Source organism: Brachybacterium sp. P6-10-X1, from assembly GCF_001969445.1.
Lineage (GTDB): Bacteria > Actinomycetota > Actinomycetes > Actinomycetales > Dermabacteraceae > Brachybacterium.
Window position 1 is genome coordinate 2,620,991 of sequence record NZ_CP017297.1, and the last position, 16,997, is coordinate 2,637,987.

Annotated in this window: 13 protein-coding genes; 8 read left to right on the plus strand and 5 right to left on the minus strand. The window is 70.0% G+C overall.

What is annotated here, in order from left to right:
• The first annotated feature begins 9 nt into the window (after positions 1-9).
• The 4 genes from BH708_RS11800 to BH708_RS11815 all read left to right on the plus strand — a co-directional run bounded on the left by BH708_RS11800 (position 10) and on the right by BH708_RS11815 (position 6,053).
• Entirely contained in the window at positions 10-741 is a 732-nt protein-coding gene (locus tag BH708_RS11800) for an L-ribulose-5-phosphate 4-epimerase (RefSeq protein WP_076808899.1), read from the plus strand.
• A gap of 249 nt (positions 742-990) precedes the next feature.
• Positions 991-2,937, plus strand: a complete 1,947-nt coding sequence (locus BH708_RS11805) for a BCCT family transporter (RefSeq protein ID WP_083713532.1) — start codon at positions 991-993, stop codon at positions 2,935-2,937.
• A gap of 248 nt (positions 2,938-3,185) precedes the next feature.
• On the plus strand, positions 3,186-4,694 hold the full coding sequence (araA, locus tag BH708_RS11810) for an L-arabinose isomerase (protein ID WP_076808902.1): 1,509 nt from the start codon (positions 3,186-3,188) through the stop codon (positions 4,692-4,694).
• Positions 4,695-4,784: 90 nt separating this feature from the next.
• Positions 4,785-6,053 (plus strand): D-arabinono-1,4-lactone oxidase, encoded by a 1,269-nt coding sequence (locus tag BH708_RS11815; RefSeq protein WP_076808904.1) that lies wholly within the window; start codon positions 4,785-4,787, stop codon positions 6,051-6,053.
• Between the two features lie 60 nt (positions 6,054-6,113).
• On the opposite strand, the gene BH708_RS11820 is transcribed toward BH708_RS11815, so the two are convergent.
• Both BH708_RS11820 and BH708_RS11825 read right to left on the minus strand, forming a co-directional pair.
• Positions 6,114-6,956, minus strand: coding sequence for a DUF1206 domain-containing protein (locus tag BH708_RS11820; protein WP_083713534.1), 843 nt, complete (start codon positions 6,954-6,956; stop codon positions 6,114-6,116).
• A gap of 176 nt (positions 6,957-7,132) precedes the next feature.
• Positions 7,133-7,978 carry a sugar phosphate isomerase/epimerase gene (locus tag BH708_RS11825; protein ID WP_172805758.1) on the minus strand — a complete coding sequence of 282 codons (846 nt, stop codon included), beginning with the start codon at positions 7,976-7,978 and terminating at the stop codon, positions 7,133-7,135.
• Between the two features lie 256 nt (positions 7,979-8,234).
• Between BH708_RS11825 and BH708_RS11830 the strand changes: the two genes are divergently transcribed.
• From BH708_RS11830 to BH708_RS11845, 4 genes are read left to right on the plus strand one after another with little or no spacing between them, the layout of a single operon-like run.
• Positions 8,235-9,539 carry an extracellular solute-binding protein gene (locus BH708_RS11830; RefSeq protein WP_076808906.1) on the plus strand — a complete coding sequence of 435 codons (1,305 nt, stop codon included), beginning with the start codon at positions 8,235-8,237 and terminating at the stop codon, positions 9,537-9,539.
• Positions 9,540-9,543: 4 nt separating this feature from the next.
• Complete coding sequence (locus BH708_RS11835) at positions 9,544-10,530, plus strand: carbohydrate ABC transporter permease (protein WP_083713539.1); 987 nt, start codon at positions 9,544-9,546, stop codon at positions 10,528-10,530.
• Positions 10,520-11,449, plus strand: a complete 930-nt coding sequence (locus BH708_RS11840) for a carbohydrate ABC transporter permease (RefSeq protein ID WP_083713540.1) — start codon at positions 10,520-10,522, stop codon at positions 11,447-11,449. Before BH708_RS11835 ends, BH708_RS11840 begins: the two co-directional genes overlap by 11 nt.
• Positions 11,446-12,108 (plus strand): hypothetical protein, encoded by a 663-nt coding sequence (locus BH708_RS11845; protein WP_076808907.1) that lies wholly within the window; start codon positions 11,446-11,448, stop codon positions 12,106-12,108. Before BH708_RS11840 ends, BH708_RS11845 begins: the two co-directional genes overlap by 4 nt.
• Before the next feature lie 83 nt (positions 12,109-12,191).
• Here the strand turns inward: BH708_RS11845 and BH708_RS19590 are convergent, their stop codons facing one another.
• Genes BH708_RS19590 through BH708_RS11865 form a run of 3 tightly spaced genes read right to left on the minus strand, consistent with a single transcriptional unit; the run spans position 12,192 to position 16,872 of the window.
• Entirely contained in the window at positions 12,192-14,459 is a 2,268-nt protein-coding gene (locus BH708_RS19590) for a TIM barrel protein (protein WP_083713542.1), read from the minus strand.
• 5 nt (positions 14,460-14,464) lie between these two features.
• Positions 14,465-15,487: an alpha/beta hydrolase gene (locus BH708_RS11860; protein WP_076808908.1), complete on the minus strand. Its 1,023-nt coding sequence runs from the start codon at positions 15,485-15,487 to the stop codon at positions 14,465-14,467.
• Positions 15,488-15,546: 59 nt separating this feature from the next.
• Positions 15,547-16,872, minus strand: a complete 1,326-nt coding sequence (locus BH708_RS11865) for an MFS transporter (RefSeq protein WP_076808910.1) — start codon at positions 16,870-16,872, stop codon at positions 15,547-15,549.
• Positions 16,873-16,997 lie beyond the last annotated feature (125 nt).

The window sequence follows — 16,997 nt, forward strand, 5'->3', positions numbered from 1 at the left end:
CCCCCCCCCATGACCATCGACCTCACCCAGCTGCCCGACGAGGTGCAGGAGGCCGTCGCCGCCACCCGCGAGCGCGTCGCCGCCCTGCACGCCGAACTGCCCCGCAACCAGCTGGTGGTGTGGACCGCCGGGAACGTCTCCGAGAGGGTCAGCCTGCCAGAGGGTTCCGACGTCCCCGGCCTGCTGGTCATCAAGCCCTCCGGCGTCTCCTACGACGAGCTGTCGGCCCAGAACATGGTGGTGTGCACGCTGGACGGACAGAAGATCGTCGACGGCACCCCCGATGCGCTCGTGCCGTCCTCGGACACCGCCGCCCACGCCTACGTGTACGAGCACATGGCGGAGGTGGGTGGCGTGGTGCACACCCACTCGACCTACGCGACCGCATGGGCCGCGCGCGGCGAGGCGATCCCCTGCGTGCTGACGATGATGGGAGACGAGTTCGGCGGCCCGATCCCCGTCGGCCCCTTCGCGATCATCGGCGACGACTCCATCGGACGCGGCATCGTCGAGACCCTGTCCGGCCACCGCAGCCCCGCGGTGCTGATGCAGAACCACGGCCCGTTCACGATCGGCTCCGACGCCCGCGCGGCGGTGAAGGCCGCCGTGATGGTCGAGGAGGTCGCGCGCACGGTGCACGTCTCCCGTCAGCTCGGCGAGCCGCTGCCGATCCCGCAGCAGTCGGTCGACTCCCTGTACGACCGGTACCAGAACGTCTACGGCCAGCAGGCGACCGGCTGACGCCCCGAGAGGCCGCGAGCGCAACGGTCAGCGTCGCCGCCCGGTACGGTCGCCTCCCGTACCGCGGCCCTCCCGGCTCGGCGCCCCGCCTCGCGGCGCACCGCGCCTGTGTGAGCTTCGTGACGATTGTCCACCCATGACCTGCGGGTTCGGGACTCCTGGTAGCACCGGCACACGGACATCGGTTGAAGGAACGCTGAGAACTGACCACAGTAGGGGCCGACTATGACTTCAACAGATCGGAATGCGATGAGTAGCACCGGAACTCCTGAGGCCGGTGGAGACACGTCGACGACCGGCGATCCCACCGAGTCGACCACCTCCCCCACCGCGTGGCCGGAGCACCTGCCCGAGACCGTCCACCTTCCCCGCTCGATGCAGATCGGCGTGGACGACAGCGACGACGAGATCACCGAGAAGCTGCGCCGTCAGGGCGCGCGCATCGGCAAGGGGGTCATCGCCCCGGCGGTGTTCTGGCCCGCGCTGGTGATCATCCTCGCCGTCGCGCTGGCGGCGATCATCTTCCCCGAGACCTCGAGCACCGTGATGTTCGGGATCCAGAACTGGATCGTGGCCGATCTGGGCTGGTTCTACATGCTGGTCATCGGCGTCTTCGTGGTCTTCTCGATCCTTCTCGCCCTGTCACCCTTCGGCCGCATCCGGTTGGGGCGCGACGACGACCGACCCGAATTCCGACTCTTCTCCTGGTTCGCGATGCTGTTCGCGGCCGGCATGGGCATCGGCCTGGTCTTCTACGGCGTCGCCGAGCCGCTCGGTTACACCACCAACAACATCAAGCCCGGCTGGGACGGTGAAGGCGTCGAGCTCTCGGGCCTGGCCATGGCCCAGACCTTCATGCATTGGGGCCTGCATCCCTGGGCGGTCTACTCGATCATCGGTCTGGCCGTCGCGTACGCGATCCACCGTCGCGGCCGGCCGGTGTCCATCCGCTGGGCCCTCGAGCCGATCTTCGGTGAACGCGTCAAGGGCTGGATCGGGGACGTCATCGACGTCCTGGCGATCTTCGGCACCGTGTTCGGCATCGCCACCTCGCTCGGCCTGGGCGTGCAGCAGATCGGGGCCGGCCTGACCGCGATCGGCGTGATCGACGGCGCGAGCAACACCTTCCTCATGATCCTGATCGCCGTGATCACCCTGCTGGCCACCGCCTCCGTGATCAGCGGCGTCGGCGTGGGGATCAAGTGGCTGTCCAACTCCAACCTCACCCTCGCCGGCATCCTGATGATCACTGCACTGGTCTTCGGCCCGACCGTCTTCCTGCTGCAGAACTTCGTCGAGTCCCTCGGCATCTACTTCACCAACGTCTTCCACATGACCCTCGATGTCGGGGCGTACACGCGCTCCGACGACGCGCAGTCCTGGTTCGCCGGCAACACGCTGTTCTACTGGGGCTGGTGGATCGCCTGGGCTCCCTTCGTCGGCGTGTTCATCGCCCGGATCTCCAAGGGCCGCACGGTGCGCGAGTTCATCGCCGGCGTGCTGCTGGTCCCGTCCCTCGTGGGCATGATCTGGTTCTCGATCTGGGGCGGCAACGGCCTGTTCCGCCAGTGGTTCGGCGCGGGCGACCTCGGCGACATCACGGCCGAGGAGTCGATGTTCCGCATCTTCGAGGGCTTCCCGCTGACCGGGCTGCTGTCGATCCTGGGGATCATCCTCGTGGCGATCTTCTTCATCACCTCCTCGGACTCCGGCTCGCTGGTGGTGGACATGCTCGCCTCCGGCGGGCACCCGAACCCGCCGATCTGGTCCCGCGTCGTGTGGGCGCTGCTCGAGGGTCTGCTCGCAGCGGGCCTGCTCCTCTCCGGCGGGCTCGAGTCCCTGCAGGCCGGCTCCCTGATCACCGCCCTGCCCTTCAGCATCATCCTGCTGCTGATGTGCGTGGCCCTGGTCAAGGCCCTCAGTCTCGACCAGGCCGTGCTGGACCAGCATGCCCAGATCCGGCGGATGGAAGCCGTGACCCGACACATCGCCGGAGAGGTCAACGCCACGCTCCCCGAGAGCGAAGAATTCGGCGAGTACCTCGACACCCGCGTCGACGACCGGATCGACTACCGGCTGGACCGCACACGCGGTGCCTTCGGCCGCTCGCGCTCGGAGAAGCCCTCCGAGCGGTCGGCGGGCCGTGCCGGCCGACGGTCGGACCGACCGGACACCGGGTCCTCGCACAAGGACTGACCTCGACCGTCGCTCGGGCCACGGCCCGGACGATGCAGCACGGTTCGTGAAGGAGGCCTCCCCTCAGGGAGGCCTCCTTCCTCGTGCCGGCCCCGGGAACGGGGCCGGCCCCGAACCCGGAGTTCGACGACCGCACGGGATGAATCGGCTCGCTTGACACCCTCATTGTGAACGTTCACACTAAAGGGGTCGCCCATCTCCGGCCCGCCGCTGCACGGCTGCGCCCCGCCCTCCCCGAAGGAGTCACTGTGGACAATCCTTTCGTCGCCCGCGAGATCTGGTTCCTGACCGGCAGCCAGGGCCTGTACGGCCCCGAGACCCTCGACCAGGTCGCCGAGCAGTCCCGCACGATCGCCGAGACCCTCGACGGCGGCGCGGACATCCCGGTGAAGATCGTCTGGAAGCCGGTGCTGACCGAGCGCGACGCGATCCGCGAGACCGCCCTGGCCGCGAACGCCGATCCCGCGTGCGTGGGCGTCATCGCCTGGATGCACACCTTCTCCCCGGCGAAGATGTGGATCCAGGGTCTGGACGCGCTGACCACCCCGCTGCTGCACCTGCACACGCAGGCGGACGTCGCCCTGCCCTGGTCGACCATCGACATGGACTTCATGAACCTCAACCAGGCCGCGCACGGCGACCGCGAGTTCGGATACATCGCCACCCGACTGGGCGTGCACCGCAAGACCGTCGTCGGCCACGCGAGCGACGCGGGCGTCCGGGCCAAGGTGGGCCGCTGGGCCCGCGCCGCCACCGGCTGGGCCGAGATGCACTCGCTGAAGCTGGCCCGCTTCGGCGACAACATGCGAGGCGTCGCCGTCACCGAGGGGGACAAGACCGAGGCCGAGCTGCGCCTGGGCGTCTCGGTGAACACCTGGGGTGTCAACGACCTGGTCAGCACTGTGGAGGCGGTCGACGACCGGGAGGTCGACGCCCTGGTCGCCGAGTACGAGGAACTCTACGACGTCGCCCCCGAGCTGCGCAGCGGCGGGGAGCGTCATGAGTCGCTGCGCTACGGGGCCCGCCAGGAGATCGGTCTGCGCACCTTCCTCGACGAGGGCGGCTTCGGCGCGTTCACCACGAACTTCGAGGACCTCGGGGGACTGCGTCAGCTGCCGGGCCTGGCCGTCCAGCGCCTGATGGCCGACGGCTACGGCTTCGGCGCCGAAGGCGACTGGAAGACCGCGATCCTGGTGCGCGTGGCCGCGGTGATGGGCTATGGCCTGCCCGGCGGCGCCTCCCTCATGGAGGACTACACCTACGAGCTCACGCCCGGCAAGGAGAAGATCCTCGGCGCCCACATGCTCGAGGTCTCCCCCTCGCTGACCACCGCGAAGCCCACGCTGGAGATCCACCCGCTGGGGATCGGCGACCGGGAGGACCCGGTGCGGCTGAAGTTCTCGGCCGACGCCGGGCCCGCCGTGGTGGTGGCCCTGTCCGACATGCGCGAGCGGTTCCGCCTGGTCGCCAACGTCGTCGAGGTGGTCGAACCCGACGAGGCGCTGCCGAAGCTGCCGGTGGCCTGCGCCGTCTGGGAACCCGCCCCCGACTTCGCGACCTCCGCGGAGTGCTGGCTGACCGCCGGCGCCGCGCACCACACGGTGATGAGCAATGCCGTGGACCTCGAGGTGTGGCAGGACCTCGCCCAGATCGGCGACCTCGAGCTGGCCGTGATCGACGAGGAGACCACCGTGCGCTCCTTCGCCCAGGAGCTGCGCACCAACCAGGTGTTCTACCGACTCGGCCAGGGGTTCTGAGGTCACGGCCCCGGCCCGACGCGCCTGATCGGCCCCGACCAGCGCGACGATCCCGACCCCGCCCATCCCGCCGACACCCTCGAGGTCACCATGGCATCGCCTCCCTCTGCCCCGGGCCGCAGTTGGTCCGACACCGTCGACTACGGCCCCGGACCCCTGCACGCTCCCGCCTCGGTCGAGGAGCTGCGCGAGCTGGTCGGCCGCAGCCGGAGGATCCGGGCGCTCGGCACCCGGCACTCGTTCTCCCACGTCGCGGCGAGCGACGGGCCGCTGGTGAGCCTGGCGAACCTCCCGTCGGATCTCGAGTTCGACACCACGGCGCGCACCGTGCGGGTCGGGGCCGGGGTACGGTACGGCGAGCTGTCCGCAGCCGCCGCCGAGGTGGAGCTGGCCGTGGCGAACACGGGCTCCCTCCCCCACATCTCGGTGGGCGGGGCGAGCGCGACGGGCACGCATGGTTCCGGTGATCGTCTCCGCTCGCTCGCCTCCTCCGTGCGGGCGATCGAGCTGGTCACCGCCGATGGCGATCTGGAGACGCTCTCCCGCGAGGACGATCCCGAGATCTTCGACGGCGCCGTGCTCGCGCTCGGAACCCTCGGCGTCGCCACCCACCTCACGCTCGATCTGGTGCCCGCCTTCGACCTGCGCCAGAGCGTCCACCTCGATCTCGCCCCGGAGTCGATGACCCCGGCGGATCTGGGCTCCGTGCTGGGGGCCGGATACAGCGTGAGCCTGTTCCACCACTGGGACGGGCACGTCGCGCAGGCCTGGGTGAAGCAGGAGGCCGACGCGGACCCGCTGCCCGAGCGGTGGTTCGGGGGGCGGCGCGCCGCCACCGCCGTCCACCCCGCCCCCGGGATGCCGGCCGACTTCTGCACCGATCAGACCGGCGCTCCCGGACCCTCCCACGAGCGGCTGCCGCACTTCCGGCTCGAGTTCACCCCGAGCAGCGGCGCGGAGATCCAGTCGGAGTACTTCGTGGCCCGCGAGCATCTGTCCGCAGCGCTCGCCGCGGTGATGCCCCTCGGGGAGCGGATCCGACCGCTGCTGCACGTCTCCGAGATCCGCACCGTGGCGGCCGACGAGCTCTGGCTCTCCCCCGCGTACCGGCGCGACAGCGCCTGCGTGCACTTCACCTGGCACCAGCGCCCGGCCGAGGTGGAGGCGCTGCTGCCGGACATCGAGGAGCGCCTGGCGCCCTTCGCGCCGCGCCCGCACTGGGGCAAGGTGTTCACCTCGGCGCCCGGGACCGTGCGTGCGCAGTACCCGCGACGGGAGGATTTCCTGGCGCTGCGCGAGCGCATGGACCCGGAGAGGGTCTTCCGCAACGACTACGTCGATCGACTGCTCGGGGCGTGAGGCCGGCTCCCAGCGGCGCGCGTCGGGAGCCCGGCCGGGTCGAGTGCGCGCCGGTCGCGTTCACATGTCCTGGTAGCGCGAGCGGAGGAAGCAGTACAGCCCGAAGATGATCAGCCCGCCACCGATCACCAGCATCATCACCTTCCCCTCGGGCAGACCCGCCATGGTGTGCAGCGCCCCGTCCAGCCCGGTGGCCTTCCGGGGATCCGTGGAGATCCCGGCCCAGCCCAGGAGCGCTCCCACCGCCATCAGGGCCAAACCCTTCCCGGTGTACCCGATGATCCCGGTGATCCGCAGGACGATGCCGATGCTCGGATGCTTGCTGCGGTCCAGCTGGTTCAGGAACCGTCGGGAGAGTCCGAGGGCCGCGTAGCCGATGCCGATCCCGATCACGACCGCGGCGAGGAGCAGCAGCAGCGCGCGTCCGATCCCGGTCCCCAGGAGTCCTGCCGTGACGGACTCGGTCTGGGAGCTGGTGGAGGAGCTGCCGCCGGCCGCGAAGCGCAGCACGGTCACGGACAGCGCGGCGTAGGCCACGGCCTTGCCGAGCCATCGTGCCGCCTCCCAGGCGGCCGCCGACGTCTTCCTGCGTCGACGCGCCCCGAACCACGCCCGCAGCACCAGCCACAGCGCGAGGGCGACCATGGCCGTCCCGCCGGCCCAGAGCAGGACCTGCCCTCCGGGAGCTCGGGCGATCATCGCCATCGCCCCGGAGCGGTCAGCGCTGCTCCCGGCGGTCCCGAGCGCGATCTGCGCCGCGATCCAGCCGATCAGCACGTGGACGATGCCGCTCATGAGGAAGCCGCCGCGCGCCACCACGTGGAAGCCGGGCTGCTCGACGGCGGTCTCCGCCGCCTCCTCGACGGCGTCGGCGCCGTCGTGCTCGTGATGGCTCGGTCCCATGATGGAACTCTAGGCGTGGATGGCCACGACGCGGCCGACGGCGCGGTCGGCATCGGCCGGGACAGGTCGCCTCATGGCGCACACGGGGCGGGCGCCGGCGTCGACGGCCCGTGCTGATCAGGCATGAGCGATCTTGCCGCGACGATCGCACCGATCGAGCTCGGCGCGATCCTGACTCAGGCCGAGCCAGGGTCCGCCTTCCGCACGGCGGCGAGCGCGGCCGGAAGCTCCGCCGCCAGATCCTCCCAGGTGCATTCGATGGTCACGCCCTCCCGATAGCCGCCCCGGCGCAGTGCCGCGAGGAATTCGGCCAGTGGCCAGTCCCCCTGGCCGGGCGGGGTGCGACCCGAATCGGCCACGTGCACGTGGCCGATCCGGCCGGCCAGGCGCTCGAGGGCGTCGAAGGGCTCCCCTTCGAGCTGCACGTGGTAGAGATCCGCGACGATCCTCACGCCGTGGACATCGTGCGCGTCGAGGAACCGGGCCGCCTCCTGCACGGAGTGGATGAGGTCGGTCTCGCCTGCATGAAGCGGCTCGAGCACGACCTCTAGGTCGCGCGCCCGCGCTGTGTCCCGCGCGATCACGAGCACGTCGGCGAATCGGGCCGAACCGTCGGTCACCGAGACATCCGGGCCGATCGTCCGCGCCGCACCGCTGCCGAGGACGACCTTCGCCCCCGGCTCCGCGACTGCCGCGACCGCGTCGAGCACGACCTCGAGGTAGGACCTGACCTCCCGAATCGGCACCGAGGGGTCGGAGATCCGAACGGCCCCGGGAACCAGGATCGCGAAGGACGGCACCCGCCGGGCAGGAGTCACGTCCACGGGCTGCCAGCGACCGTCATCCCCCACGCGCACGAGCACGTCGACGATCGCCGACTCCACGTAGTCGGCCCCGGCGGCGAGGGCAGTCTCCTGCTGGTCGATGGGGGCGATGACTCCATAGGGCACGACGACTCTTCTCCTCGGGTAGGTCCGCGTCTGCGATGCATCCGCGACCCAGAGTACATTTGCACGTTTCAACCATGAGTGTCCAGGGTCGCCCCTGCCACGCCCTGACGTCACGAATCTGCCGTGACAACATCTGGCAACCGCTATCCAGCGGGTCGAAGTCTCCCCAGACTCGACGCACGGAAACACCCTCCCGACGGGAGGACCCGACGGGAGGATTCGTGCAGTGGTGCACGATCACCCTCGGGAACAGTCTGCGCGATCCATGGCCGCGACACCCGCGCGTCCGCGCACTCCTCATCCCGCGATCATTCCAGGAGTCCCTGACATGGCCCTCTCCCGTCGAACCCTGTTCACTGCCGCCGGTGCCGGGGCCGTCGGCATCGGCGGCTCCTCCTGTGGTTCCGGCGGCGCCGTGGATCCGTCCGAGACGGTCGACCTCGATGTCGATCCCGCCTCGCTGTCCGGCGAGATCGGCCTGCTCACCCCGGACTTCATCGGCGACGACCGCCTCGTGCTGGACGCGGACGTCATTGCTCCCTTCACCGAGGGAACCGGCATCTCGGTCGCCGTGGATCAGGTGGATTGGAACAAGCTCAATGAGAAGATCTCGACCGGGATCGCCGGCGGCATCATCGCTGACCTGATCATGACCGGCGTCGGCTGGACCCAGCCCTTCGCGGAGAAGGGGATCTTCGCCGAGATCCCCGCCGACTACATCGAGAGCCTCGGCTTCGACGAGAGCGTGCTCAGCTCCACGCAGTTCGAGGGAAAGTACTACTCGTTGCCCCAGGCACTGGACCTGCGGTTCTTCGCGTACCACCCCGATCGCTTCGCAGAGCGCGGCATCACCGAGCCGCCGACGACCCTCGACGAGCTCGCCCAGGTCGCCGAGGAGCTCACGGGGGACGGTGTCGTGGGGCTGGACTACCTCTCCGGCAGCGCCGGCAGTGCCCGGCAGGCCTTCGTCTTCCTGCTCTACGCCTTCGGCGGCCGGATGTTCAGCGAGGACGGCTTGACGCCGCGACTCCACGAGGAGCCCGGCCGGCTCGCTCTGCAATGGATGCTCGATCTCATGTCCACGGGCGGGATCAACTACAACCTCCGGGCTGCGGAGGGCCAGCCCTCGCCGTTCCAACGGCGCAGGGCGGCGATATCCCTGGTCGCGACGGGCAACTGGCCGACGTGGAAGACCATGACCCCCGAGCTCTGCGAGGAGGGTGCCGTCGAGATGTTCCTCATGCCCAGCGGTGTCGGCGGGGATCCCGTGATGTTCCAAGGAGGGACCTTCCTGTCCATATCCAGTCTCTCCCAGAACAAGGACGCTGCAGGCGCCTTCATGAAACACATGCTCGATCCGGAGATCCTCGGCATCGCGAACGCCGCGACCGGCAAGGTCCCGCCCACCCCGGACATCCCCGAGAACCCGAAGATCGCCCACAACCTGCTCACGAGCTTCGCGCTGGAGAACCTTCCGTACGCCGGGGCCACCGAAGGCGGCTCCGCCGCATACATGGAGGTCCGCACCAACCTCGACGGTATCGTCGAGAGCTGTCTGACCAAGCGATCCACGGTCACCGAGACGCTTGCGGACATGAAGTCCCTGTGCGACGACGCCATCAGCAGGCTCTGAGCACATGAGCACCACAGTCGCCCGCACCGAGGCCGCCGTGGACGAGGACCGCTCCCGCCGACGTCCCGCCTCCCGCCGACGTCCCGCCTCCCGCCGACGTCCCGCCTCCCGTCGACGCTCCGTCCGCAGGGCCGAGCATCGCTGGGGTCTGCTGCTCGCCGCCCCCGCCACGCTGCATACGCTGCTGTGGATCGGGGCGCCGATCCTCGTGGCCATCATCCTGAGCTTCACGGCCTACGACATCATCCATCCTGCGGAGTTCATCGGGCTCCGGAACTACGCGACGATCTTCACCGACGAGCTCTTCTGGCGCTCGGTCCTGCATAACGTGGTCATCGCGGCCATCGGGATCCCGATCTCGATGTTCCTCGCTCTCGTGTTCGCCGTGCTGCTCAATCGCTCCCTTCCCGGACAGGGCATCTTCCGCGTGATGGTGTTCTTGCCTCACATCACCGCGACGGTCGCCGTCGCCATGATCTGGCTATGGATCTACAACCCGTCCCAGAGCGGGTTGATGAACATCGTGCTCGGGACGCTCGGCATCGGCCCGTTCCCCTTCCTGACCGATCCGGACCTCGCGCTCGGCGCGGTGATACTGGTGACGATCTGGCAGGGAATCGGTCTGAAGATGCTGATCTACCTGGCTGCGCTCCAGGGCCTCGATGCCCAGCTCTACGAGGCGGCGGACCTGGACGGCGCCAGCTTCGTGCAGAAGTTCTTCCGCATCACCGTCCCGATGCTGAGGCCCGCCACCTTCTTCATCCTGATCACGTCGCTCATCGCGAACTTCCAGACCTTCGACCTCATCTACATCCTCACCGAGGGCGGCCCCGCCAACTCGACGTCCGTGGTCACCTACCGCATCTACCAGACGGCGTTCCAGGAGTTCCGCGTCGGCCTCGCCAACGCGCAGTCCGTCATCCTGCTGCTCATCCTGATCGTCTTCGCATTCCTGTCCCGCCGGATCGTCGGAGGCACCGATGGCGACTGAGACCCGCTCCACGACCGCTCCCCGTGCCAGGGGTGCCTCGCGCGAGAAGAGCCTGCGCTCGCAGAAACGCGCGGCATCGATCGCGATCATGATCTTCCTGATCGTCTCGTCGCTGGTCATGGCGACACCGTTCTTGTGGATGGCGCTGTCCTCGATCCGCGACCCCACCGAGCTCGCGAAGGTGCCGATGCCCCTGCTCCCGCAGGACCTCCGGCTGGAGAACTACACGGACGCACTGACCCGGGCGCCCTTCGCACTCTATGCCCGCAACTCGCTGATCCTCGCCACGGCAGCGGCGCTGCTGAACGTGGCCTTCGGATCCGCCTGCGGCTACGCTCTGGCGAAACTGCGGTTTCGCCTGGCACCGGCGATCTTCGGATGGATGGTCGCCTGCATCATGATCCCGTTCTACGCGACCGTCATCCCGGTCTTCCTCATGGTGCGACACATGCCGCTGTTCGGAGGCAACTCGCTTCTTGGCGCCGGCGGCACCGGGTGGATCGACACCTGGTGGGCGCTGATCGTCCCCGGCGCGATCTCCCCGTTCATGGTGTTCCTGTTCCGCCAGTTCTACGTCTCCACACCCTCGGAGCTGATCGAGGCGGCGCGTCTCGACGGGGTCAGCGAGTTCGGGATCTACACCCGCATCATCACCCCGCTCATCAAGCCGGGCCTGCTGACGGTCGCGCTGCTCAGCTTCGAACAGGGATGGAACAACTTCCTGTGGCCGTTGCTGGTGACCACGTCGGACAACCTGCGCGTGATCCAGGTCGGGATCTCCTCGTTCCGGCAGGAGGCCTCCACCGAGTGGCACCTGCTCATGGCCGGCACCACCATGGCGGCGGTCCCGATGATCGTGCTGTTCCTGATCTTCCAGAGGTACTTCGTCCAGGGCTTCGCGGCCTCGGGGATCAAATGACCTCGCGGATTCCCACGATTGCCGACGAGGATCCCCGCGCCGAGCGAGGGATCGGCCGGCGCGACCCCTGGGAGGCCCGCGGCGTGGTCCGCCTGCTGGCCAAGCCGGCGGCGTTCCTCGCCGCGAACTGGGCGGCGATGCTCGCGATGCTCTCCGTGGTCGGCATCATCCCGGCCATGGCAGGGGCCACCCGCATCACCGGGGATCTCGCGCAGTACGCGGACGAGGCCTTCACCGGGACGCTCCGGCACGTGCGCCGCACGCTGCTGCGCGACGCCCCGGTCTCGATGACGCTGCTCCTGGTGCTCGGTGGGATCGGGGCCAACGCCCTGGTGCTGCCCCGGATGGAGATTCCGACCCGGGTGTTCCTGGTGGGGGTGATGCTCCCCATCGTCTGGGTGATGATCGCGCTGTTCAGCGCGTATGTCCTGGCCGCCGCGCAGGATGCGCATGCCGAGCGCACCACGATCGTGCTGCGCGCCCTGGCCTTGGTCGTGCGACGTCCCTTCACCGCACTGGTGGCGCCCGCGCTGATCGTGGTGCTCTCACCACTGTGGCTGCTCGCCCCGCTGACCATCGCCGTCGGCTTCAGCGTGCCGCCGTGGGTCCTCGGTAGGCTGTGGGGCGGGCGACCGGCCGACGTCCCCGCCGACGCCTGAGGAGTGGTCGCGTCGGGCCCGAGGACGGCGCGGACGATGAGGACGGCGGAGATGCCGAGGACGGTCGCCGAGATCTCCTTCGATTACCGTCCCACGACGCGCACCATCACCTCGGCGTCGTAGGCCTGCGAGGACTCCATCGATCCGCGGTACCAGGCCAGCACCGTCCGCTGCGGATCGCCCGGCACGGCGATGGGTCGGACGTTGTCGGCCGTGGATCCTTCGGTGAGCGGCGTCCAGGTCCAGCTGCGTCCGTCGTCGGCCGTGCGGGCGTGGAAGATCTCGTGGTGCGCCAGCACGGAGCCGTCCCGCGGGTCCACGACGGTGGAGAGCCAGAGCGCGTCGGGATCCTCGGGGTCGATGGTCGCCAGGCCCGTGTAGTCCTCCTCGTGCGGGAGCAGCTGCGGGCCGGCCGCGGCGAGCTCACGCACCTGCCAGGCGGTCTCCCCCGGGCGCAGCACGCCGCGGAAGAAGCGATGGTCGATCGGGTCGCGCACGCGGCGGTCGGTGCCGGTCCCGAGCGTGTCGTCGGCGCGGGCGGTCATCAGGGCCACCAGGGTCCCATCGGGGAAGCGGCGCAGGTCCGTGGTCCAGGCGTGGGTGATGACCACCCCATCCCAGGAGGAGCCGCTGGTGAGCACGCGGGTCAGGTCCTCCGCCCGGGGCGTGGGATCCGCGAGCCCGCGGCCCAGCTCCCCCACCGGCGTCCCGTCGGCCCGGTGCAGGTGGCCGTCCGCGAGGTAGCCGTGCCAGATGGAGGTGGCGTAGTCGCGCGGGTGGTGCTCGGTGATGATCAGATCGATGCGGTCATCGGTCCCGAAGCGGGTGCCTGAGGCGTAGCGGGCGTACCCGTTGACGTAGCCGATCTTCTCTCGGGTGAGCAAGCGGCCCCCGAAGGCCCAGGTCTCGCCGTCGTCGTGGGAGACGAGGTAGCAGGGGTCGTCGTTGATCGCCCGGACGAAGCAGTACAGGTCGCCGTCGAGAGCGTGGAGGTTCTGGTAGGTGACGCCCCGGTTCCCTCCGGCGGCTCGGGCCTCTTCTGGTGACTCGAACAGCCCGCGCCAGTCGAAGGCCGCCTCGGGGCCCCAGCGAGTGGGGTCGCCCGGCTCGCTGATCCGCCGGCGGGTGAGGTCGTCGCTCTTGTGGCGGCTGTAGACCGCGAGCCAGCGCCCGTCCGTGCGGCGCCACAGGGCGGGGTTGTCGTGGTCGTCGGACTCCAGGCCGGGATGGAGGACGACGGTGCGCGCCGCCGACTCCTCGCCGAGCCGCTCGAGATCCACGATCGTCAGGTCGACGTCACCGCCACGACGCGTCCCGTCCGCGCCGCCGCGGGAGGCGACCGAGCCGAGCAGGAGGTGCCCGGAGCCGGGGTCGACGATCGCACGCTCGTCCTGGAACCAGCACCAGCCGCCGTTGCGGTTCACCACGGCGGCCCGGGCCGCCGACCGGGTCGTCGGCCCCGCAGACGCGCCAGGCGACACCGCAGGCGCCGAACTCGCGTGCCCGACCCCCGTTCCCGGCTCCGCGAGCGCTCCCGCGGCGGTCGACGCGCGCACGCTCCGGTCGGCGGCATCCGTCGGCGCCGCCCGGTCGGCCTTCCGCACCGCCTCGAGCGCCGCCGGGGCCTCGCGCGGGAGGTCCCGCCAGGTGCATTCGATCGAGACCGGCCCGTCGTAGCCGCCGGTGCGCAGCGCCTGCAGGAAGGTGGTCAGCGGCCAGTCCCCCTGCCCCGGTGGGATGCGATCGGTGTCGGCCAGGTGGGCATGGCCCACGCGGTCCGCGTGCTCGCGCACCACCTCGAACGACTCGTGCTCGAGCATGATGTGGAAGAGGTCGGCGACCACCCGCATCCGCTCCAGGCCGTGCTCGTCGAGGAAGGCGACGGCCTCGGCGATGGACGTGATCTGGTCGGTCTCGCCGCGATGCAGCGGTTCGAGGATCGCCTCCAGGCCGTGCTCCGCGGCGAGGTCCCGGGCGAGGCGCACCATCTGCGCGAGCCGGGCCCGGGCCGCTGCCGGGTCGACGCCCTCGGGGGTCCGACGGGCGGCGCCGCTGCCCAGCACGATCGTGGCTCCGGGCAGCGCGCAGCGGGCCGCTGCGGCCATCACCGTGCGCAGGTATGTCTCGACCGTCTCCCGCGGCATCGCCGGGTCGGAGAGGCGCAGCTCGGGCGGGCAGAGCACCGCGAACGACGGCGCCGGAGCCCAGCCCTCGAGCCCCGGGGCGGGGCCCCAGGTGCCGGAGGCATCGGGCACCACGAGGTTGCCCACGATCGTCGGCTCGACATAGTCCGCGCCGGCGGCGAGCGCGGCCGCGGCGTCCCGGTGTCCGGTGATGATGCCGTAGGTCACGACTCTCAGAGCTCCTGGAGGATGGCTGTCATGCGGTCCATCGAGTCGGCGGCCTGGGGCAGGCCGACGCGGTTCAGATGCCCGTGTCCGACGCCGCGGCGCACGACATGTTCGACGTCCACACCGGCCTCGTCCAGCTGCTCCGCGTAGCGGCGTGCGCTGACGCGCAGGTCGTCGAACTCGCCGGCCTCGATATAGGTGCGGGGCAGGAGGGTCAGCTGCTCGCGCCCCGCCAGTCCCGGGAAGTCGTGGGGCCGGGCGTCCTCGAGGGCGCGGCCGATGTAGTTCTCCGACATGGCGCGCATGGTCCCCGGCAGGAAGCGCAGCAGGGTCGGGGTCGCGGCGAGCGCCGTGGTCTCCTCGCGCGTCGGCTCCGGGCAGAGCGGGTGCGCGACCAGGTACATCAGCAGCGAGGCGGCCGGTGGAGCGCCCTCCTCGGCCAGGCGCAGCGAGGCGGCCGCGGCGAGATTGCCGCCCGCGCTGGCGCCGCCGATCGCCATCCGGGCGCGTTCGATGCCGAGCTCCTCGGAGTGCTCTCGGGTCCAGGTCACGGCGGCGCACACGTCATCCAGCGGGATCGGAGCGTTCACGGGCGCAGGGCTGCCGGGGAACGCGCGCGCGGGGGTCCCGTCGATCCCGTCGCACAGCCGGTAGTCGACCGAGACCACCACGGCGTCCGCGCGGCCGGCGATGCCGCGCGCGACGTGGTCGCCCTCGGGCATGTCGAGGTCGCCGTGCACGAAGCCGCCGCCGTGGCACCACACCAGGCCCCGCCGGGGCCCGTCGGCCGCAGCGGGTGGGGTGTAGAGACGCACCGGGATCGGCCCGTGGGGGCCGGGGATCTCCCGGTCCTCGATCCTCAGCTCCCACTGTTCGGCGGGGCCGTAGGGCTCGTCCCAGGCACGATGGGCCACGGGGTCGACATCTGCCCAGGTGGCGGCGTCGCCGAGACGGCGCATCCGGCGTTCCATCTCGCCGGGGTCGGTCGGGGTGGACGGGGTCCGGACGGTGGTCTGCGGCTGGGTCATGGAGCACTCCGGTTCTGGTGGGGAGGCGGACGACGAGGCGGCGCCGCGCCATGGGGCCATCATGCGTCGACGCGCTGCCCATAGCGCTCGACCTCGATCTGTTCAAGGGTCTTGCCGCGGGTGTCCGGCGCCCCGATCACCCCGATCAACAGCGCGCCGACCAGCAGGGCGATCATGATCCCGCCGACGAACGGCACACCCTGGGCGGCGAGCAGCGTGGGAAAGAAATAGCTGAGCACTCCCACGGCGATGCGGGCCACGAAGAACACCACGCCCTGGGCGCTGGCCCGATAGGGGGTCGCGAACATCTCGGCGGTCCACAGCGCATAGAACGCCTGGGCACCGATGCCGGCAGCCACGCCCCAGACCACGGCGAACAGGATCAGCAGCGGCGTGGTGACGTGCACGAACACCAGCAGCACCCAGGCCAGGATCCCGAGCACCGCTCCGATGCCGTACAGCAGGCGACGATCGATCCGGTCCCCCAGCAGCATGAAGCCGAAGTAGGTCGCCACCACGGTCATGGTCCACAGCAGCACCTGGAGCAGGTTCTGGCCGGCCGCGCTCGCGACCCCAGCGGTCTCGTAGACGCGGGGCATGAAGATGCCCATCTGTCCGGCGACGGTGTTCCACAGCGCATAGACGCCGATGAGGAACAGCAGCGCCTTCAGATTGCGAGGGTGGGACAACAGCTCCTTCGGGCCGCGATGCTGCACCGGTGCGCCCTCCGCGGCTGCCGAGTCACGCTTCCTCTTCTGCTCCGCCCAGATGCTGGATTCGGCCAGGCCTCGGCGTACCCACCAGGTGATGAAGGCGATCACGAAGAGGTGAGCGAAGACGATCCGTGTGCCGAGCAGACCCAGCGGCACCAGCGCGGTCGCGATGGCGAACACGACGGCAGGCCCCAAGGACCAGGCCAGCTGAGCGGTCCCCACGTGGCGGGCGCGGTGGGCGTGCGGAGCCTGTTCGGCGATGTAGGTCCAGGCCACGGGAACACCGGCGCCGACAGCGATGCCGGTGAGGATGACACCGAGCAGGAGCATCCAGGCCTGTCCGGCGAAGACGACCAGGAGGGTGCCGACCATGTACAGGATGAGGTCGTAGGTGTAGATGAACTTGCGTCCGTAGCGGTCCCCGAGCGGACCGCCGATCATCGCCCCCACCGCGGCACCGAAAGCATTCGCGGAGACGGCGGCGACCAGACCCACCATCCAGTTCGAGAAGCCGAAGTACTCCTGCCACAGGGTGAGGCTGGTGGCCAGCGCGATGATGGAGCCGGCCTCGATGTAGTTCGACATCGCCACCGCGATGGTGGCCTTCCACCCGCGCACGGATCCGGGCCGGGGCCCCGTGGGCAGCGTCGTCTCGCGGGACTGGGCGGTCATGGGCTCTCCTTCGAGCAGTGGGGATCGCAGGCGGGAAGCGCGCCGCGGGGACAGCGCGGCACCTTGTGACTCGGTCGCGGGAATGCTACGTTCATTTATGAGTCGTTTCAATAGCAGGGTGGGCG